This is a genomic window from Streptomyces sp. NPDC001020 (genome assembly GCF_053599115.1).
In genome coordinates this window covers 22,497-41,738 of the sequence record NZ_JBSFLQ010000004.1, presented here as the reverse complement: position 1 = coordinate 41,738, position 19,242 = coordinate 22,497, and the positions used below count along the sequence as shown (strand labels likewise).

Below are 19,242 nucleotides of genomic sequence, written 5' to 3'. Positions count from 1 at the left end.
ACCACCGGAGAACTCACCGAGGGAGATGACCGAGATGCAGACCCTGGCCCACCACTGGGACGGCGGTCCCGGCCCGTGGATCCTGTTCTTCCCGCTGATCTGGGCGGCCGTCGTGTTCGGCGCAGTGAGCGTCCTGCGCCGCACCGTCTGGCGCGGCCGCCGCGTGCCGTGGCGCGGCATGGACGGCCGGCCGGCGGGTGACTCGCCGATCGCCGTGCTCGGCCGCCGCTTCGCCTCCGGCGAGATCGACGAGGACGAGTACTGGCGCCGGCTCTCCGTCCTGGAGGAAGAGTTCGGCCGCACGGGCAAGAGCGGAGCCGTATGAGCGCAAGGACCGCCACGAGAGCGGCCGCCACGGACCCCGGTTGCCGAGCGCCCCTCGTTGGCTTCCCGGATCTACGAGATCGCTGAGACCTGGCCGGCCTTCATACCGCACGATCCGGTCGCAAGCGCCTTGCTGAGCCGGGTGGTTGAGGAATTCCCCCAGTACTGCGTGGTGGCAACGGACGGTGACCGCGTCGTTGCGCGCGGCCTGAGCGTGCCGTTCAACGCCGAGTTCGACGGCCGTGAGGAGACGCCGGACAAGGGCTGGGATCAGGTGCTCGTGTGGGCGTTCCGCGACCAGCGTCATGGGCGTTCGCTGACGACGGTCAGTACGCTGGAGATCACGGTGGACACCGAGTATCTCGGCCGCGGCCTGTCCTACCGCATGCTGGGCGCGTTGCGGGACGCTGCCGCCCGACAGGGCCACAACGTGCTGTTGGCCCCGGTCCGTCCCACGGCCAAGCACCTCGAACCACGGGTCTCCATGGCCGACTACATCCGCCGGCAGCGCGACGACGGCTTGCCGGCCGATCCATGGCTGCGCGTGCACGTCAAGGCCGGTGGCAGCATCGCGAAGGTCGCTTCGGCATCGATGGCGGTCAGCGGGTCCCTGGCCCAGTGGCGGCAGTGGACCGGCCTGCCCTTCGACAGCACCGGTGACATCGACGTACCAGGCGCCCTCGTCCCGGTGCACTGTGACACCGCACATGACCACGCGAGCTACGTCGAACCCAACGTATGGATCCGGCACGACGTAGGTTGACGCTGCCGGTTCGGCTCGGCAGCCGACTTCGAAAGACGGATCACGGAGTGATCCGCGGCCGAGCCGTACAAGATCACCGCCCGGTCAGCCGGCAACGGCGGACCGGGCGGGAGCATGGTGGGGCCTGCGGTCGTCGACTGCGTGGCCAGGGGCGGGTGCCTCGAGGGCCAGGTCATACGGCGTGCGGTGCCGTATCGGCCTGGCCGGCGCCGAGGGGGGCGCCGGAAGCGTGAACCAGACGACCTTGCCCGATTCGCCGTCAGGGCGCGCCCCCCAGGTGTCGGCCACCGCGGCGACCATCGCGAGTCCGCGTCCGCTGGTGGCGGAAAGATCCGCATCGCGCAGCTCCGGCAGGCGAGGGTCGTGGTCGTGCACGGAGACGGTCAGCCGGTCGAGCAGCAGTTCCATCTCCACGGTGCACGTCTTGTCGGGCTGGGCATGCAGGTGGACGTTCGTCAACAGCTCCGTCACACCGAGCGCGGCCCGGTCGATCAGTGGATCGAGGTGCCAGTAGCGCAAATGCGCCGATACGATTCTGCGGACCTGGCCGATCCGCGACGGCAGGGCTTGGAGCTCCACCGTGCACTGCCTGCTTGGCTGGCTGATCACGGCTGCGACTCCCCGAATTGAGGTCCGGAAGAAGGCGAAGATCGGATCCAGCAGGATGGCCGGGCTTACCTGCCGCCTGCTGTGCGGCTGACTACTCCGGCCGCTTGGCGCGGAACGGCTTCGTACGGGGGCCGCCCGCTGTCGTGTCCGGCGGGCTGGTTCTTCAGCGTGATCGCCGGTAAACCCAGAGTGATGTGAGATCAGAGTGACCCACGGGATGGCGTCTCGCAACTCGCGCCACGCTCAGTCGCCGTGCCCGGCCGCCCTGCGGACCGCCTCGATGAACCGCCGTGCCGACGGGGGCCCCGCTTGTCCGGGCGAGGGGTCGTGGTCGCCGAGGGTCAGCGAATAGCGGGTGCCGTTCAGATCGGCCAGCGCCCTGTCCTCGGGCGCGAACCAGGGTTTTGTCGCGCGCACCGCCTGCACCGGCGCGCTGTCGATCTCGCTGCCGTAGCTGGTGAGCAGGCGCAGCCTGCCGTCACTGATCCGCACCTGACCGGCCCGGGTGAGCGACCGCAGCCTCTTTCCGATCCGCACACCCGTGGCCCTGAACTCCGGTTCCGCCATGATGTCCGCCCCCTTGTGCTTCGGCTGGGCCCGGTCCGGATCCGGCGTGGACCGCGATCCGGCGTGGCCCCGATCGAGTTCGGTCGTGATCCGGTCCGCATCCCGACGGGGCGGTGTCCCGTGCGGGTGCCCGACGCAGCACCGATCGGCGTCCCCTGTCGTGCAGTCTGCCCGTACCCGGCGCCTCGCACCAGTGCGCACGGCGAGGTCGCGTCGGGCAGGAGGCGCACTCGCGTGGATGCGCCCCCACCGTTGCCCCTCGCCCTCCACAGAAGCGCCTTTGAGCTGATCAAAGACGCGTTTATGCAGGTGAGAAGCGTGTGGAAGGTGTTTATTATCGAGACGTCCGACCACGTGAATCCGGCGTCGGCACATTCTTGTAAGGAGCCCTGGCGTGAGCACTCCCCGGCTGTCCCACCCCGGTGGGACCCTCGACGTCGACCGCAGCGACACCGAGTACCGGACCTGGCTCAAGGAGGCCGTCCGTAAGGTCCAGGCCGACGCCAACCGCTCGGCCGACACGCACTTGCTGCGCTTCCCGCTGCCTGAGCACTGGGGCATCGACCTGTACCTCAAGGACGAGTCGACCCACCCCACCGGCAGCCTCAAGCACCGCCTGGCACGCTCCCTGTTCCTGTACGCCCTGTGCAATGGCTGGATCCGGCCGGGCCGCCCGGTGATCGAGGCCTCCAGCGGCTCCACGGCCGTCTCCGAGGCGTACTTCGCCAGGCTCATCGGCGTACCCTTCATCGCGGTCATGCCGCGCACGACGAGCGCGGAGAAGTGCCGTCTCATCGAATTCCACGGCGGGCGGTGCCACTTCGTGGACGACTCGCGGCAGATGTACGAGGCCTCGGCCGCCCTCGCGGCGGAGACCGGCGGCCACTACCTGGACCAGTTCACCTACGCGGAACGGGCCACGGACTGGCGCGGCAACAACAACATCGCCGAATCGATCTTCCGCCAGCTGGAGTTGGAACGCTTCCCCGAGCCCGCGTGGATCGTCGCCACGGCAGGCACCGGCGGTACCTCGGCGACCATCGCCCGGTACGCCCACTACTTGCAGTACGACACCCGCGTCTGTGTCGCCGATCCGGAGAACTCGTGCTTCTTCGAGGGGTGGACGTCCGGCGATCCGGAGGTCACCTGCGACCGCGGCTCGCGTATCGAGGGCATCGGCCGGCCCCGGATGGAACCCAGCTTCGTGCCGGCCGCCATCGACCGGATGATGAAGGTCCCGGACGCGGCCGCCGTCGCCGCGCTACGAGCACTGGAAGCGGCCATCGGCCGCAAGGCAGGCGGCTCGACCGGCACGGGCCTGTGGAGCGCGCTGAAGATCGTCGCGGAGATGGTGGCCGAGGGCCGCACGGGCAGCGTGGTGACCCTGCTGTGCGACTCCGGCGACCGATATCTGGACAAGTACTACTCGGACGGGTGGCTCGCCGAGCAGGGGCTGGACATCGCGCCGTACACGGAGGCGATCGAGTCGCTGCTGGCGACCGGGGTATGGCCGGCCTGACCCGGGTCAGGCCCCGGGTGCTGCCAGACTCCGCTCCAGTGCCGTCACCGCGGCGCGGATCGCGCGTCCCGGGCCCGCCCGTGCGGACTTCCGCGTGAGACGGAAGGCCCGCCGCCGGCGTCAGCTCGGCCGGCGGGCAGTCAGATGTCTGTGCCGTCCTCGTGCTCGCCGGCGATCACCAGCTGTCTGAGGTGTTCCGAGACCTCCGCGCGCGCCTCGGTCGGCAGCCCCGCGTCGGTCACCAGCGTGTCGACCTGCTGGAGCGCGGCGAACGAACTCAGGCCCACCGTGCCCCACTTGGTGTGGTCGGCGACCACCACGACGCGTCGCGCGGACTGCACGAGCCGCCGGTTGGTCTCGGCCTCCGCCAGGTTCGGTGTCGACAGGCCCGCCTCGATCGATATTCCGTGCACACCGAGGAACAGCACGTCGAAGTGGAGAGAGGCGATCGCCCGGTCGGCCACGGGCCCCACGAGCGAGTCGGACGGCGTCCGCACTCCGCCGGTCAGCACGACCGTGGCCGTGCCCTGCCGTTGGCCCGAGGTGCGCTGCGCCGAGTGGAAGACATCGGCCACGCGCACTGAATTGGTGACGACGGTCAGATCCGGCACGTCGAGCAGGTGGTGAGCCAGCGCGTACGTCGTCGTGCCACCGGACAGCGCGATCGCCGTACCCGGCGCGACCAGTTCCGCAGCGGCCAGCGCGATGTCCTCCTTGGCCGTCAGTTCCAGACCCGACTTGGCCTCGAACCCCGGCTCGTGCGTGCTGGCCTCCACCACCGGCACCGCACCGCCGTGCACCTTCTCCAGCACCCCTTGGCGGGCGAGCGCGTCGAGATCGCGGCGGACCGTCATGTCGGAGACACCGAGCTTGCGCGTCAGCTCGTTCACGCGGACGCCGCCGCGCCGTCGTACCTCGTCCAGGATCAGGGCACGGCGCTGCTCCGCGAGGAGGTTCTGATTCTCGCTCACGTCCGCTCCGCTCCCTTTCGTCCCATCGCGTCCGACACCCCGTGCACACCGGCGCCGACGATCCACTGTCCCGCCACCATCGCTGAGGACGTCTCATCCTCGCACGGGCGGCCGTGGGCCGTGCCACCGCCCGTACCCGGGGAGCGCGAACCGCTGTCCGCCCTTCGTCACGCGTATCGGGGAGTTTCGGTGAAAACGGGTGTGCGCCGCGGTCACAGCGGAGACGCTCTGCCTGCGCATGACACATCGTACGGGCGCGGGGGATGCGGAACATTGGATCTGGGACAGGAACACGAGGAAGAGCGCGGCGACGCAGGCCGGCGGCCCGCGAGGGCCGAAGCGGCCCTGGAACTTCTCGTCCACGGAGTCGGCGGCACCACTCCCGAGGAGATGCTGGGCGATCCACGCACGGTCCGGATCGCCGGCGACAAGACGGCCGCCGTCTACCGGCGCACCGCCGACGCCGACGCGGAAGGGCATGCCGAGGACCACCACGACGGGCCGGTTCGGGAGGCGTACGTCTGGTGCAACCTCACCTCAGGGAACGCCGCCCGCGCCCTGTGGCTGTTGCTGATGCCCTTCATGGTGGCCAACCTGGCGCACTGGATGCGCCCCACGACGACCGACCGCCGACGCTGGGTAGGCCTGTACGGATTGATTGTCCGCCTGGTCGGGCTCACCCTGACGGTGCTGCTGGTCGCCGCCGCCTGTGAAGTCGCTCTGGACCTGGCGGTCTGGCAGTGCGCGGGCACGCGGGCGTGTGCCGAGCGCCACTCGTGGCTCGGCTTCCTCTCGCCTGCCGTCTCCGGCGACGGCTGGTGGAGCCTGCCGGGGCGGCGTCTCGCCCTCGCGTCGCTGGTTCCCGCCGCGCTCACCGGCATCCTGTGGTACCTCTCGCACCGCACCTGGAGCGCGTACGAGTCGCAGCAGCCGCTCTCCGCCCGCCCCGAACCCGAGGAGGAGCCCCACCGCACCACGCTGGGCAGCCCCGGCTTCTGGTACGGACGGCGGCTGGTGGCCAGGCTGCGGGCCGCGCACACCGCCGCGGGGTTCCTGACCGTCGCGGCAGTACTCAGCCGCCCCGCCGCGCACTACGACCAGGCCAACGGCCCCATCCAACTCGACGTGCTGAGTCGGCTCCTGGAGGCAACCTTTCTCGTGAGCGCGGTGGTTGTGGTGTGGGTGGTGTGCCGCCGGGGCCGCACCGAGAACCTGCTCGACCAGGAACTCGACCGCGTGCTGGTGCGTCTGCTGCCGCTGGCCGCGCTGGCGGTGCTCGCCCTGACCATGGTGTACGCCGGCTGGTCGCGTGCCGGTTGGCGTTCGGTGGGGCGCCTCTCGGGCGACGCCACGTTCGGTTCGATCACCCTGGCACAGTGTCTCCTCGTCATCGCGCTCGCCGTCGTTGCCCATGTCCTCCACCGCGCCCACCCGGACGCGCGCACCGCGATGCGCGGACTGGCCGGACCCGCTGTGGCGATGCTGGCCTGCGCGCTGGGCGGCGTGATGACCGGCGGTGTGGCCCAGCGGGTCGCCGACTGGCTGGACGGCACCGGGCACTCCATGACGGGCCCGCCCGTCCTCCTCACCTGGCAGGCGTCCGTGATCCCGCCGCTGCTGCTCGTCCTGCTGGTCCTGGTCGGCCGGCTGGTCCGGCGCGCCCGGCTGCTGAGCCGCGCCGAGACGGGCACGGTCGAAAGCGACTACCCGGGCGAGCCCAAGGACACGGCCCGCACACTGCACATCGCCCGCACGCGCGCCATGGCAACCCTCACCGACCGGGCCCCGCGCGTCGTGAGCATCACCTCCGCCGTGACCCTGCTGCTGGGTGCCGCGGCCCTGGCGGGAGCCTTCACCACCAGCGACACGCCGGACGGCGCCGCGCGCGGCACACAGCCCTTCGTCCAGGGCTTCGCCGGGACCGCGCAGGCGCTCGGCTCCTGGCTGATCGGCATCGGCTTCCTGCTCTTCGTCACCTGGGGGCGCCGGGCCTACAAGGACCCGTCGGCGCGCCGCACCATCGGCATCCTGTGGGATGTCGGCACCTTCTGGCCGCGCGCCGCCCACCCGTTCGCCCCGCCCTGCTACGCCGAGCGTGCCGTGCCCGATCTGACCTGGCGCATGGCCACCTGGACGGGTACCACCGGCGGGCGGCTCGTCCTCTCCGGCCACTCCCAGGGCAGCGTTCTGGCGGCGGCAGCGGCGTGGCAGCTCGAGCCCTCCGTGCGCCGGCGGGTGGCCCTCCTGACATACGGTTCGCCGCTGGAGCGGCTGTACGGGCGCTGGTTCCCCGCGTACTTCGGCCGGGCCGCGCTCAGCTCCCTGCACCGCGAGGTCGACTGCTGGCGCAACCTCTACCGCTTTACCGACCCGATCGGCGGCCCGATACGACTGCCCGGCGAGTGCGGCCCGCAGGTGGACAGGGAGCCGCTCAAGGACCCGCTGGCATACGGCCGCACCCAGGAGCACCCCCTGCCCACGCCGATCCTCGGGCACGGCGACTACCAAGCCGATCCGGCGTTCGCCGAGGAACGCGAGCGACTACTGGCGCGGCTGCGGCCGGAGCTGCCGGGGCCACGGCCCGGAGACATGGCTCAGGGCAGATCCGGCAGGTCCTCCGGGTAGAGCAGCGTCAGGTCGTCCGTGCTCGGCTCCGCCAACTGGGCGACCCGGCCCGCGTGCCGCTCCACCATCGCCTCGAAGGTCTGGCGCGCGGTGCGGCCGTTGCCGAACCCGGGCCCCTTGGGGAGCGCCGTGAAGTACTTCAGCAGGTCCTCGGCGGTCCCGTGGCCCAGTCGGTATTCATGCTCCTCGGCCTGCTGCTCCACGATCCGCAGCAAGTCCTCGGGATCGTAGTCACCGAAGGTGATGGTCCGTGAGAAGCGGGACGCGACCCCGGGGTTGACCGACAGGAACCGTTCCATCTCGGCCGTGTAGCCCGCGACGATCACCACGACCGCCTCCCGGTGGTCCTCCATCAGCTTCACCAGGGTGTCGATCGCCTCACGCCCGAAGTCACGCCCGGAGTCCTCCGGCGAAAGCGCGTAGGCCTCGTCGATGAACAGCACCCCGCCGCGCGCCCGGTCGAAGGCCTCCTGGGTGCGGATCGCGGTGGAACCGATGTGCTCACCGACCAGGTCGACCCGGGACACCTCCACGAGGTGGCCCTTCTCCAGCACCCCGAGCGAGGCCAGAATCTCGCCGTACAGTCGGGCGACCGTCGTCTTGCCGGTACCGGGAGAGCCGGTGAACACCAGGTGCCGCCGCACGGACGCCGCCTTCAGCCCCGCCTGCTGCCGACGGCGCCCCACCTCGATCATGTCCGTGAGGGCACGCACCTCGCGCTTGACGCTCTCCAGACCTACCAGCGCGTCGAGTTCCCCGAGTACGGCCGCCGACGTGCGGGTGGGCTGCTCCGGCTCCCACGGCACCCTGTCGGCAGGCTCCTGCTCGGTGGTGCGTTGGCCGGGAATGGCACCCAACAAGCCCAGGGACCCTCCCGCCGTCTGTACGGAGGTCTCCTGAGCCGCCGGGGGCCGCAGCCCGGCGCTCTCGTCGCTGGTGCAGTCCTCGACGACCGCACCGCCACCACCGGGCGCGTTCGGGCCGCCGTCCGCGAACTCGTAGCCTCCGCGCGCGCACCGCTCCGTACGGCACTTCTTCAGCGTGGCACGGCAGCCGTCGATCACGTGGAAGCCGTAGCCGCCGCTGCCGGTGACCCGACAGTTCAGGAAGCTGCCCCGGCCGCCCGCGGAGACGTAGCAGCCCGCCTCCGCCGGTGAGGTCACCGTGCAGCGTTCGACGGTGGGGTCCGCGCCCTTGGTGACGATCACGCCCGTCTGGGTGCCGTCGATGGTGCAGCCGGACAGCGTGCCGCCGCTGCCGTGGTCCCGGAACCAGGCGCCCGTGGCCGCGTCCTTGATCCGGCAGTCGTCCAGTTGCGCGGTGGCACCGTCGCTCACCGACACCGCCGTGTTGCGCACCTGGGTGAGGTCACTGTCCACGACGTCCGCGCGCGAGCCGCGGTCGAGGACGAACAGGGCGTCCGGCACGTCGTGTACCCGGCAGGAATCGAGCACCGCGGTCGCGCCGTCGCTGACCCACACCGCCGGGTAGTCGCCCGTGCTGTCGGAGATCTCGCACTGGTTGGCGTCCACCCGGGTGCCCGGGTCCCACACCGACAGGCCGTTGCGCCCGAACTGCCGCACCGTCGTGCGGGTCAGCGTGAGCACCGAGCGAGAACGCAGGTCGACCGCGTTCTCCGGGATGTCGTGGATGTGGCAGTCGGCGAGCGTCAGCACCGCGTCCGTGTCCAGCGTGATGCCGTCCGCGGTCGTGCGGCGCACATCGCAGTCCGTCAGGTGCGCAGCGGCACGCCCGGTGACCTGGACACCGGAGCCCCGGACCTCGTACACCTCGCAACCGACCGCTTCCAGTGAGGAGTTCTCACCGGTGACGGACAGACCCGTGCCCGACGTGTGGTGCACCCGGCAGCGCTCCAGCCGGGGGTGCGCGCCGCCGCGGACTGCGACGCCCGACTGGGCCGCCGCCATGACCTCGCACTCCTCGAAGACCCCGCCGGCGCCGTCCACGACGGCGATGCCGATTCCGGCCGGGTTGTCGACCGTGCAGCGTCGGACCGTGGGGCGCGCGCTGTCGCGGACTTCGATGCCGGCCGCGGACCGCGTCACGATCCGCACGTCCACCAGTTCCGGAACGCCCTCCTCGACCAGCAGCGCGGGTGCGGCCGCGTCCTGGCCCTCGATGTGCACGTCCTGGACCACCGCGGAGGCCCGCACGGTCAGCGGTACACCGTCCACCGGCGCGAGGCGCACCGAACCGGGGGAGCCCTCGGCCCCGCGCAGCGTCACCGCCCGCTGGACGACGAGGTTCTCCCGGTAGATCCCCGGAGCGATGGTGAGCACGTCCCCGTCGCCCGCGGCCTCCAGAGCGGCGGTGAGCGATGCGTACTCGCCCGTGCGGCGTCGCCACCGCGATGTTCCGGTGTGCGTCACCTGGACCGTGCCCTGTGCCATGGCGCTGCTGTGCCCCCACCTCGTACTCACGCGGGTTCTCGCGAAGATGCCGAACAGCCCGACAGTTCGGCCGGTCCACCGTAGCGTGCGTGGAGGCGGGTGGTTGACCGGAGCCCGAAGGCCGTCAACTGCCCGTGCCCGTCCTGCCCCAGTCGGGGCCCGCCTTGGCCCAGGCCTGGTCCCAGCGTGCGTAACGGCGACGGACCATGCGCCAGACGATCAGCCGACGCACGCCCTCGACGAGTCCCACGATCACCGCGGCCGTACCGACACCGGCCAGCACGGCGTGTGTTGTCGCGGTGGCGCCGTCCAGCGGTCGGTCCACTATTCGGCCGTGGTCGTCGGTCCAGACGGTGAAGTGGTCCCCCTTGTGCGGGGACTTGAGGTTGATGAGGATAGCGCCGTGCTGTGCGGTGCCGTCCGGCGCGGTCCAGTCGGCGAGCACGCGGTAGCGCGCGCTGCGCGTAGAGGAGATCTCCGGATCCGAGTCCAACAGGCTACGGTCGAGCTTCTTGACGACGGTGGCCGGCACCAGGTGACGGGTGCGGTGCTGCTCCCGTACCGACTGCTGCAGGGAGTCCTGGGCGAGCGATCCGACCAGGGCGCCGATGATGGGTGCGCTGACCAGAATCAGCACCAGGGCGGCGAGCGCCACCCATGCCTCGACCAGATCGGTCGTACGGCGCAGCGGATTGCGGCGCCAACGCCAAAGACCCCCGATTGCCCGCACCGTCCGGCCCCCTTTTCCGTCCGTGACAACCCCTCCAGACCGCCCTTCACGCCCAACGCGGGGGAAGAGGAAGGGACATCACCCTCTTCCCGACCCGCGGGTCTCTCATGAACTTCTCATGCACCCAACGACCGTGCGCATGGCCCTGGTTCCCCACCGGGCCCCGATCGTGAATCCGTCCCCGCTACTCCAGGATCGTGACCGGGTCGCCAACCCGTATCGTGCCGGCCGCCTGTGGCACCAGGTACTGCCCGAAGGCCAGTTGGTCGCCGAAGCGGCGATGGCGGGCGAGGGTGCGCAGCGGCTCCTTCCCCCGCTGAGTGGTGGTCTGGTCGGTGGTGGTCACGACGCAGCGGCCGCACTTCTTGGCAACCCGGAAGACAACGTCGCCGACGGAGATCCGCCGCCAGTCGTCCTCGGCCCAGGGCGCGGTGCCGGACACCACGACGTTCGGCCGGAACCGGTTCATGGGCAGTGGGCCCTCATGGGGGCGGTCCCCCTGCCCGAGCAGGCAGTTGAGGGCGTCGAGGGAGGCGAGTGTGGTGAGCAGCAGTGGATAGGCATCGGCCAGGCTGACGGTCTCACCCGGGCGCCCGTGCGGCGGGTCGTCGAGGGGACGGCGGGTGGCGGGGTCGTCGAGGTGGACGAGGGTCACGTCCTCACCGAGGTATGTGCTGAACCACTCGCTCGCCTCGGCGCACGCGGGGACCGTCTCGATTTTCTCCCCGGACCACTTGGCGGTCTTCGTGCCGGTCCCTTCGGGAACGGCGACGCTCAGTGGCTCCAGGCCGGGCCCGGACACACGGATGCCGCCGCCGGGCAGGAGCTCGGCGGCGGCAAGTGCGAGGCGCGGGTGCTCGCGTTGGGTGACGATCTTGCCCGCAGCGTCGGTCATCGCCCAGCGCCGGTCCCCGGCCATCCCCCATGGCTCCACCACGGCCTCGTGGGGCGTCTGGCCCCGCAGTGCCTTGACCGGGTGAATGTGAAGGGAGTGCAGCGCTGGTGTCGACATGAAGCCATGGTGCCATCGGGCACCGACGACCCCACGCCGCGGGGCGGATCAGTACCCGCGGTACTGCTGCCCGTTGTTGTACGGGTCCTGGTACGGAGCCGGGGCCGGGCGCGGCGCCGCGGGGCGCATCGCCTCGTAGCCCGTGCCGGCGGCCGACGGGTGCGGGTGTTGCATCGGCTGGGGTCCTGGATAGCCGCGGGGACCCGTCTGCTGCGGGATGTACGCCGTCTGGCCCTGCTGCGGCGGAGCGGCCTGCGGCGCCTGCGGATAGCCGTAGGAGGGGGCCTGCTGGGACGGTCCGGTCGGCAGCGCCGGCGGCAGCGCGGGCAGCGCCGACGGCAGTGCCGGCAGATTGTTGCCGGGCACCTCGTAGGTGGAGGGGACCGGGATCGGGGCGATCTGCGGGGTTCCTCGCTCGGCGACGAGCGAGTCGTAGATCGGAGTGTCCCGGAAGGGCGAAGCGGAGTAGTAACCGCCGCCATAGGTGGAGCGGGGGGAGGTCATGGCACATAAGGTAAGCCCACGATGTGGTGGTTGGGGAGACCGATTAGAGGGTTGTTTTCCGTGTCCGTGGTGACGCGAGATCCCTAATCCGAGCGAACTTGGCAAAAAAGGGCAGCGGACGATGTTTGGATCGCGTAAAAGCCGAGTTCCGGACGGGTGTCAGTGGTCGACCACCGGCCTTCCGGTGCGGGGCATGGGAGTTCAGGCCCCAGCAGAATAGGTTGGCCGGAATGGATGCGGCCGACTGCCCGGGACTCGGCGGTCCCGACGCGGTGACAATGAGGGGGCGGACATGTCAATGCCTAAGGGATCCAACCTTCAGGTGCCGACGACAGCTCTGCGGGTCGAATTGGGCTGGCGCTCCGGACCCGGCGTGCCCGACGCGGACGCCTCGGCGCTGCTGCTGGCCGCCGGGAGGGTCCGCACCGACGGCGACTTCATCTTCTACAACCAGCCCGCGCACTCCTCCGGCGCCGTGCGCCACGAGGGCAAACGCGATGTGGGCGGCCAGGTGACGGACACGCTCCTCGTCGACCTCGCGCGCGTGGAGGCCGCCATCGAGACCGTCGTGCTCGTCGCCTCCGCCGACGGCGGAAAGTTCGGGCAGGTTCCCGGCCTGTACATCCGGGTGCTCGATGCGCGGCAGGGCACCGAGTTGGCGCGCTTCGATCCCTCCGCGACCGTCGAAACGGCCTTCGTGCTGGGGGAGTTCTATCGCCGCCAAGGTGCCTGGAAGTTCCGCGCCGTCGGACAGGGTTACGACAGTGGACTGGAGGGCCTCGCGACGGAGTACGGGATCACGGTGGACGAGCCGCAGCACGCGGCGCTGCCGCCCGCGCCCATCACGCCCCCGAACTGGCCGAACGCCCCGACCGCACCGCCGCTCACCACGCTGCCGCCGGTGGCCACCTCGCCAGGGTCGAGCCACTACGGCACGCCGCCGATCCCGCCGCCCGCCCCACCGGTAACACCCTCGACGCCGGTCCGCCTCACCAAGGTCACTCTCACCAAGCAGGCCCCCTCGGTCTCACTGACCAAGCAGGGGGGCACCTCCGGCGCCATGCGTGTGAACCTCAACTGGCAGACGCGCAAGCAGTTCTCCGGGTGGGGCAGCAAGCGCAGCCGGGCGGTGGCCATGCACGCGGACCTCGACCTCGACCTGTGCGCCCTGTACGAGCTGTCCGACGGCAGCAAGGGAGTCGTGCAGGCCCTCGGCAACGCCTTCGGATCACTGCACCAGCCGCCGTACATCCACCTCGACGGCGACGACCGCACCGGCGCCGTGGAGACCGGCGAGAACCTCACCATCAACCTCGATCAACAGCAGAGCTTCCGGCGCGTCCTGATCTTCGTGACCATCTACGAAGGCGCCCGCTCCTTCGCCGACCTGCACGCCACGGTCACGCTCCAGCCGCAACACGGGGCGCCCGTCGAGTTCTTCCTCGACGAGTGCACGGTGCCCTCGACCGTGTGCGCGCTCGCCCTGATCACGAACACCGGCGGCGACCTCGTCGTTCAGCGCGAGGCCCGCTACCTGGTGGCGGAGCGTGGCGTCAGCCCGCAACGCACCATCGACCGCGCCTACGGGTGGGGCATGAACTGGACTCCCGGCCGGAAGTGACCGGCCCGCTCGCTCACTGCTCGTCGAGCACGGCGTCCGGGCGCGCGTAGGTGCGGCCCTTCCAGGCCGCGCCGCGGCCCCTGTAGTGCTGCACGGCCGAATCGAGCGTCATGAGGAGGTACAGGAACGCGGTGACCGGCAACAACAGCCCGAGCCACGGCGGCTGACGGTAGTAGCGCAGCATCGGCAGGTACGTCACCGTCATCACCAGCTTGGCGAGCCCACCGACCACCATCGCCATCGTGTCTTCGGTGACGAGCCCGGCGACGAGCGCCACACTCGGCGCAAGGTAGACGAGGGCGAGCCCGAGCACCGTACCGGCGAGCAGCAGCGGATTGTGCCGCAACTGGGCGTACGCACTGCGCGAGACCATGCGCCACAGGTCGTGCAGCCGTGGATAGGGACGCACGCTGTCGACTCGATCGGCGAGCCCCAGCCAGATGTGGCCGCCGCCGTCCTTGACCGCCCGTGCGAGCGCCACGTCGTCGATGACGGCCTGGCGGATGGCGTCGGGAATCCGCGCCCGTTCGGCGGCGTCGGCACGCAGCAGCACACAGCCGCCCGCCGCGGCCGCGGTGCGCGATCCCTTCACCGCGATCCAACGGAAGGGGTACAGCTGGGAGAAGAAGTACACGAAGGCGGGTACGACCAGCCGCTCCCACGCGCTCTCCACCCGCAGTCGGGCCATCTGCGAGACGAGATCGAAGCCGCCGCTGTGCGCAGCCGCCACCAGCTCCCGCAGGCTGTCGGGCGCGTGGGCGATGTCAGCGTCCGTCAGGAGCAGGTATTCGGGTGAACGCGCGTGTGCGAGAGCGATTCCGTGGCGCACGGCCCACAGCTTGCCCGTCCAGCCCGCGGGGGGCTCGCCGGGGGAGTCGACGGTGAGCGGCAGCCCGCCATGCCGCTTCGCCAGCTCGCGGGCCAGTTCCCCGGTGCCGTCCGAACTGCCGTCGTCGACCAGGAAGACCTCCGCGCGCCCCGGATAGTCCTGCGCGAGCAACGACGGGAGACTGTCAGGAAGTACGGCGGCCTCGTCGCGTGCCGGCACCACCACACAAACGGACGGCCAGGAGTCGGGCTCCCGGCGGGGCGGCAACCGCAGATCCGTACGCCAGAAGAAGCCCTGACCGAGCAGCAGCCACAACCAGGCGGCCAGAGACACGACGGTGATCCACACAAGGGCACTCACCCCCCGCAGTCTGCCCCACCCCTGAGGCCGTTTCGAGGCCATCGTCTATGGTTACCGGGTGAAAATCGCGCTCATGGACTCCGGAATCGGCCTGCTACCTGCTGCTGCCGCAGTTCGGCGCCTGAGGCCCGACGCAGATCTCGTACTCTCCCTCGACCCCGACGGCATGCCCTGGGGGCCGCGCACCACGGAGGATCTCACCCAGCGTGCCCTGGCCGTCGCCGAGGCCGCCGCCGCACATCGGCCCGACGTCCTGATCGTCGGGTGCAACACCGCCTCCGTGCATGCCCTGCCCGCCCTGCGCGCCCTCCTCGAACCCGGTATCCCGGTCATCGGCACGGTCCCGGCGATCAAGCCGGCCGCGGCGGGCGGAGGGCCAGTCGCGATCTGGGCGACGCCGGCGACCACCGGCAGCCCCTACCAGCGCGGTCTCATCCGGGAGTTCGCCGACGGGGTGCAGGTCACCGAGGTGCCGTGTCCCGGGCTCGCCGACGCCGTGGAGAAGGCGGACGAGGTGGCGATCGCCGCGGCCGTCGCCGCGGCCGCGGCGCGCACTCCGGCCGAGGTGACGACGCTCGTCCTGGGCTGCACCCACTACGAACTGGTCGCCGACCGCATCCGCGCCGCCGTCCAGCAGCCGGACCGGCCACCGCTCGTCCTGCACGGTTCCGCCGGTGCGGTGGCCGCGCAGGCGCTGCGCCGGATCGGCGCCGATCCGACACCGAAGGCTTCGGTCGACTGCGGCATGGCGGTCCTGCTCAGCGGACGCGAGGGGACGCTGCCGCCCGCCGCGCTGGCGTACGACGAGGGCAGGATTCTGCAGGCGGTCAGCCCGGCGCGATGACGGCGGGGGCGATCGCCATCGCCCCGCTTGTGTACCCAGTCCCTGACCGGGGACCGTGTGCGACTTCGTGCCCGTGCTGTAGAACCTGGGTACCCTCAAGGCATGAGCGACCACCTCAGTGGCAACACGGCCCCGCATCCCGAGGTCTGGACGGGGCGCGCGACCAATCGTGCCCAGTGGCTGCTCGCCATCGGTGGTGCCGCGTGCATGGCGCTCGGCATCGAACTGGCCGTCGATTCCGCATGGACGTCCGGCATCGCCCCGCTCGTCATGTCCGTCGTGGGCTGCATCGCCGCCGGACTGCTGGTCCTCTTCGGCACGCTGGCGTTCGTGCACGTCGCCGTCAAGGTCGACAAGGACTGCCTGGAGGTGCGGTGCGGCCACATCGGTCTGCCACGCCGACGCATCCCGCTCGCGCAGGTGGCCGGTGCCGAGTTCGCCCCCCGGGTCACCCCACGTCAGTGGGGTGGGTGGGGTTACCGCTGGCGACCCGAGAAGGGCACGGCCGTCGTCGTACGGCGTGGTGAGGGGCTCGTACTGCGCCTCTGGGACGGCCACACGTTCACCATCACCGTGGACAACGCCGAGTCAGCGGTACGAGTCATCCGTGCCCGGCTACGGCCGAGCCTGCCCGGCGCCACACACTGACGTCCGTCGTCCGGACACGCCACGCGTTCCTGATGACGCGTCATCGACGGTTGTTCGGCGCGCCCGTCGTTCCGCGGACGACAGGAGTCATTCCTCCTGCGCCCCAGCCTCCTCCGATTCCCTGCCTTCTTCCTCGTCCCGCAGTGGATGAGCCGTCGCGATACCTGCCAGCAGTCCGGCCCCTGCCGTCACCGTCGTGAAGCTCAGCGCGTTGCCGACCGACGCGATCACGGCCAATGCCGTCAGCGCGGCACCCGCCGTCAGGGCGACCGGCGTGGGACGTGACGTCCGCCACAGAGCGTGCAGGGCCCAGCAGAACACCGCCGCGAGCAGCGCCGCGCCGACCAGCCCCTGTTCCGCGACCTGCTGCAGCGGCGCGGAGTGCGGCTTACCGTCGGACAGGAGCGACTGGGTGGTCGCGGGGCTCAGCTCGCCGAAGCGTCCGGGGCCCGCGCCGAGTGCGGGATCGCGGTGGGCCAGGGCGAGGGCGTCGTGCCACAGCAGGACTCGATGCTGGGTCAGCTGATCGTCGAGGAAGGCGGTCAGACCGTCCGGCAGGACGTCCTCAGAGATCGCCCAGGTGGCCCCGGTCACCACCGCCGCGACGAGCGCGAGCCCGGCGAGTGCGGGGCCGCGGTGCCGCAGCCGGGCGGCGGCGAGCGAGCACAGCAGCACCCCGGTGGAGGCGACGAGCCCTGTCGCTGAGCCGAGCGCGGCCGCGGCCACCGCGATCCCCGCGGCCGACATCCTCAGGCCGAGACGCGGCCCCGGGGCACGGGCCGCCCACGCGGCGCAGCACGCCGCCCCCGTGGACAGCGTCAGCAGCGCGGCTGTCGCGCCGCTGTGCCCGAGCGGTGCGACGAAGTGTGGGTCGGCCGTGACGCGCGGTGCGGTGATGGCCAGTCCCAGGCCGGCGAACGCCCCCGCAGCGGGCGCGGCGAGCGGCAGCAGCGCGCCGAAGATCCGCCCTGACGCGTATCCGGCCGCGACGGCGAGCACCGCCAGCAGGACGCCCTCGGGTCTGCCGCCGTGCGCGGCGGCCGTGATCAGCGACCAGGTCGCGCACGCGCCGAGCAGCAGGAGGCCCGTCGCATCCGAAACGTTTCTTCTCTCGTCTTTCGCGTCCGCGGCCCCGGCCGCGGACTTTGTCCCCGTGGATCCCACCCCGTCGCTCCCCTGTGACGGGCCCCGACCGTCCCGGCCGCGTCCGACCGCACTCAGAGGCTCGGGCACACGGTAACGGTGATGCGCGGGTTTGTGGACGAGTTGCGCAGGAACGTTTGGCGGTCGCATCGGCCCTGGTGTGCCGATCTCCGCCCGATGGCGGATGCCGACGGCGTCAACCGGTGAACCGGCCGTCCCGGGCCACCACCTTCCCGGCCCGCACCACCAGGTCGCGCCGGGGCAGGTCCACCAGTACCTGGGGCAGGCACTCGCCGGCCACCAGCATGAAGTCGGCGGGTGAGCCCGGTCGCAGCGTCACGGCCGGAAGGTCAAGCAGCTCGGCGCCTCCGTCGGCCGCCAGCGCGAAGCACGCGGCCAGTTCCTCATCCGTGCGGGCGCCCGTGGTCCAGCCAAGCAGATGGGCCCGGTGCAGCATGTCGGCGTTGCCGAACGGGCTCCATGCGTCGCGTACGCCGTCCGAGCCGAGTCCCGTCCGCACCCCGCGTGCCCGAAGCTCGCCGAACGGCAGAACCTGGTGGGCCGAAGGCGCGACCGTGGTCAGGCCCACACCCGCCTGAGCCAGAAGGTCGGCCAGCTCCGCCAGCGGTCCGCCCGCCAGCTCCGGCACGCAGAACGCATGGCTCACCACCACCCGTCCGCCCAACCCGGCAGCCTTGGTCCGCTCGGCGATCTCCCGCAAGGTCCCGAGGCCGCGTTCACCCGTGTCATGCAGGTGAATGTCCACGTGCAGGCCGTAGCGCTCGGCCAGGCCGAACACCATTTCCAGCTGAGCCGGGCCCTCGCCGTCCGATCCGGCGTCGAAGCCAGCCGGGTCGATTCCGCCGACCGCATCGATCAGCCCGCTCGCGGCGGCCTCCGCCAGCAGCGCACTCGCGCCCGGCGTCCGGCGCACCCCGTGCTGCGGGAATGCGACCACCTGTACATCCAGCGCTCCGGCCAGCCGTTCCCGGACCTGGGCCAGCCCCTCCACTCCGGCCAGCCCGTAGGCGGGTGCCACATCCACGTGCGCCCGCACCGCGCGGGTGCCGCACGCCACGGCATGGATCAGCAGTCGGTGGGCCCGCTCGGCGAGGGGGGTGCGCTGACGCTCGTACAACTCGACATCGCCACGCACGTACTGCGGCAGCGAACTGGCCGGCCGACGGCTGTACCAGGGCTCACCCCAGGCGGTTTTGTCCGGGTGGATGTGCGCGTCCACCAGTGTCGGCAGTGCGACCCGGCCCGCTCCTTCCACCACCAAGGGTTCGACCCCGTCCGGCAGGCGCTCGACCAGCCGCCCGTCCACGGCGATCAGATCGACGTTTCGGGCGGCGCCGAACGGGCGGACGTCACGAAAGACGGTGGCATTCAGGGAAGGTGTCATGGCGCTCCAGGTGTGTTCAGAGATGGTGATGTTCGCCGGTCCCGTGCCATAGCGGTCCGTCGGCTGCTTCCTCGGACGGGGAGGTGAGCCGCTGTCCCGCCATGCCGGGCCCGCAGGTCAGTGGGCGGTGGGGGCGTCCGCCACGTTTCGCCGGCCGCCGTTGCGTTCCTGCCAGGACCGGCAGACGTCCACGGCCGCCTCGCGGGGCTCGTAGCGCAGCGCGCGGCGCCCTCGACGAGGTCTGACATGGGTCGCTCCTTCAGTGCTCCTGGCCTTACGGGCCCAGCGAAATTCACCCTGCACGCCTTGTGCTTATAGAGTCCAAGACCTACTAGCAATGGGTTTCATTGATGGCGT

General features: G+C 71.1%; 17 protein-coding genes. 7 read left to right on the top strand and 10 right to left on the bottom strand.

Features of this window, described 5'->3' with window-relative positions; genetic code table 11:
- Positions 1-34: 34 nt before the first annotated feature.
- Positions 35-325: an SHOCT domain-containing protein gene (locus tag ACWDEX_RS04485; protein WP_450461900.1), complete on the top strand. Its 291-nt coding sequence runs from the start codon at positions 35-37 to the stop codon at positions 323-325.
- Positions 326-382: 57 nt separating this feature from the next.
- A complete protein-coding gene (locus ACWDEX_RS04480) occupies positions 383-1,087 on the top strand; it encodes an N-acetyltransferase (protein ID WP_450461692.1) in 705 nt (234 codons plus the stop codon).
- A gap of 84 nt (positions 1,088-1,171) precedes the next feature.
- Here the strand turns inward: ACWDEX_RS04480 and ACWDEX_RS04475 are convergent, their stop codons facing one another.
- Together ACWDEX_RS04475 and ACWDEX_RS04470 are read right to left on the bottom strand one after the other, a co-directional pair.
- Positions 1,172-1,696: an ATP-binding protein gene (locus tag ACWDEX_RS04475; RefSeq protein ID WP_450461691.1), complete on the bottom strand. Its 525-nt coding sequence runs from the start codon at positions 1,694-1,696 to the stop codon at positions 1,172-1,174.
- Between the two features lie 243 nt (positions 1,697-1,939).
- Positions 1,940-2,263 (bottom strand): hypothetical protein, encoded by a 324-nt coding sequence (locus tag ACWDEX_RS04470; RefSeq protein WP_450461690.1) that lies wholly within the window; start codon positions 2,261-2,263, stop codon positions 1,940-1,942.
- Positions 2,264-2,657: 394 nt separating this feature from the next.
- Here ACWDEX_RS04470 and ACWDEX_RS04465 point away from each other — a divergent pair, with 394 nt between their 5' ends.
- Positions 2,658-3,782 carry a PLP-dependent cysteine synthase family protein gene (locus ACWDEX_RS04465; protein WP_450461689.1) on the top strand — a complete coding sequence of 375 codons (1,125 nt, stop codon included), beginning with the start codon at positions 2,658-2,660 and terminating at the stop codon, positions 3,780-3,782.
- A 140-nt stretch (positions 3,783-3,922) separates the two neighbouring features.
- Here ACWDEX_RS04465 and ACWDEX_RS04460 read toward each other — a convergent pair whose 3' ends face one another.
- Positions 3,923-4,753, bottom strand: a complete 831-nt coding sequence (locus ACWDEX_RS04460; protein WP_450461688.1) for a DeoR/GlpR family DNA-binding transcription regulator — start codon at positions 4,751-4,753, stop codon at positions 3,923-3,925.
- Between the two features lie 273 nt (positions 4,754-5,026).
- On the opposite strand from ACWDEX_RS04460, the gene ACWDEX_RS04455 reads away from it, so the two are divergent.
- On the top strand, positions 5,027-7,378 hold the full coding sequence (locus tag ACWDEX_RS04455) for a hypothetical protein (protein ID WP_450461687.1): 2,352 nt from the start codon (positions 5,027-5,029) through the stop codon (positions 7,376-7,378).
- Here ACWDEX_RS04455 and ACWDEX_RS04450 read toward each other — a convergent pair.
- The 4 genes from ACWDEX_RS04450 to ACWDEX_RS04435 all read right to left on the bottom strand — a co-directional run bounded on the left by ACWDEX_RS04450 (position 7,348) and on the right by ACWDEX_RS04435 (position 12,035).
- A complete protein-coding gene (locus tag ACWDEX_RS04450) occupies positions 7,348-9,789 on the bottom strand; it encodes a right-handed parallel beta-helix repeat-containing protein (protein ID WP_450461685.1) in 2,442 nt (813 codons plus the stop codon). The two genes, ACWDEX_RS04455 and ACWDEX_RS04450, sit on opposite strands and share 31 nt — an antisense overlap.
- A gap of 124 nt (positions 9,790-9,913) precedes the next feature.
- Entirely contained in the window at positions 9,914-10,519 is a 606-nt protein-coding gene (locus ACWDEX_RS04445; RefSeq protein ID WP_450461684.1) for an Rv1733c family protein, read from the bottom strand.
- A 184-nt stretch (positions 10,520-10,703) separates the two neighbouring features.
- Positions 10,704-11,531, bottom strand: a complete 828-nt coding sequence (locus ACWDEX_RS04440) for an MOSC domain-containing protein (protein WP_450461683.1) — start codon at positions 11,529-11,531, stop codon at positions 10,704-10,706.
- A 48-nt stretch (positions 11,532-11,579) separates the two neighbouring features.
- The gene (locus tag ACWDEX_RS04435; protein ID WP_450461682.1) at positions 11,580-12,035 is read right to left on the bottom strand and encodes a DUF6643 family protein; all 456 of its coding nucleotides are present in this window, start codon (positions 12,033-12,035) and stop codon (positions 11,580-11,582) included.
- A 292-nt stretch (positions 12,036-12,327) separates the two neighbouring features.
- Between ACWDEX_RS04435 and ACWDEX_RS04430 the strand changes: the two genes are divergently transcribed.
- On the top strand, positions 12,328-13,656 hold the full coding sequence (locus ACWDEX_RS04430) for a TerD family protein (protein ID WP_450461681.1): 1,329 nt from the start codon (positions 12,328-12,330) through the stop codon (positions 13,654-13,656).
- Between the two features lie 13 nt (positions 13,657-13,669).
- On the opposite strand, the gene ACWDEX_RS04425 is transcribed toward ACWDEX_RS04430, so the two are convergent.
- Positions 13,670-14,887, bottom strand: coding sequence for a glycosyltransferase (locus ACWDEX_RS04425; RefSeq protein WP_450461680.1), 1,218 nt, complete (start codon positions 14,885-14,887; stop codon positions 13,670-13,672).
- Positions 14,888-14,903: 16 nt separating this feature from the next.
- Between ACWDEX_RS04425 and ACWDEX_RS04420 the strand changes: the two genes are divergently transcribed.
- Complete coding sequence (locus ACWDEX_RS04420; RefSeq protein ID WP_450461679.1) at positions 14,904-15,689, top strand: glutamate racemase; 786 nt, start codon at positions 14,904-14,906, stop codon at positions 15,687-15,689.
- A gap of 102 nt (positions 15,690-15,791) precedes the next feature.
- Positions 15,792-16,337, top strand: coding sequence for a hypothetical protein (locus ACWDEX_RS04415; RefSeq protein WP_450461678.1), 546 nt, complete (start codon positions 15,792-15,794; stop codon positions 16,335-16,337).
- A gap of 87 nt (positions 16,338-16,424) precedes the next feature.
- On the opposite strand, the gene ACWDEX_RS04410 is transcribed toward ACWDEX_RS04415, so the two are convergent.
- On the bottom strand, positions 16,425-17,501 hold the full coding sequence (locus tag ACWDEX_RS04410) for an O-antigen ligase family protein (protein WP_450461677.1): 1,077 nt from the start codon (positions 17,499-17,501) through the stop codon (positions 16,425-16,427).
- Between the two features lie 175 nt (positions 17,502-17,676).
- On the bottom strand, positions 17,677-18,885 hold the full coding sequence (locus tag ACWDEX_RS04405; protein ID WP_450461676.1) for an amidohydrolase: 1,209 nt from the start codon (positions 18,883-18,885) through the stop codon (positions 17,677-17,679).
- Positions 18,886-19,242 lie beyond the last annotated feature (357 nt).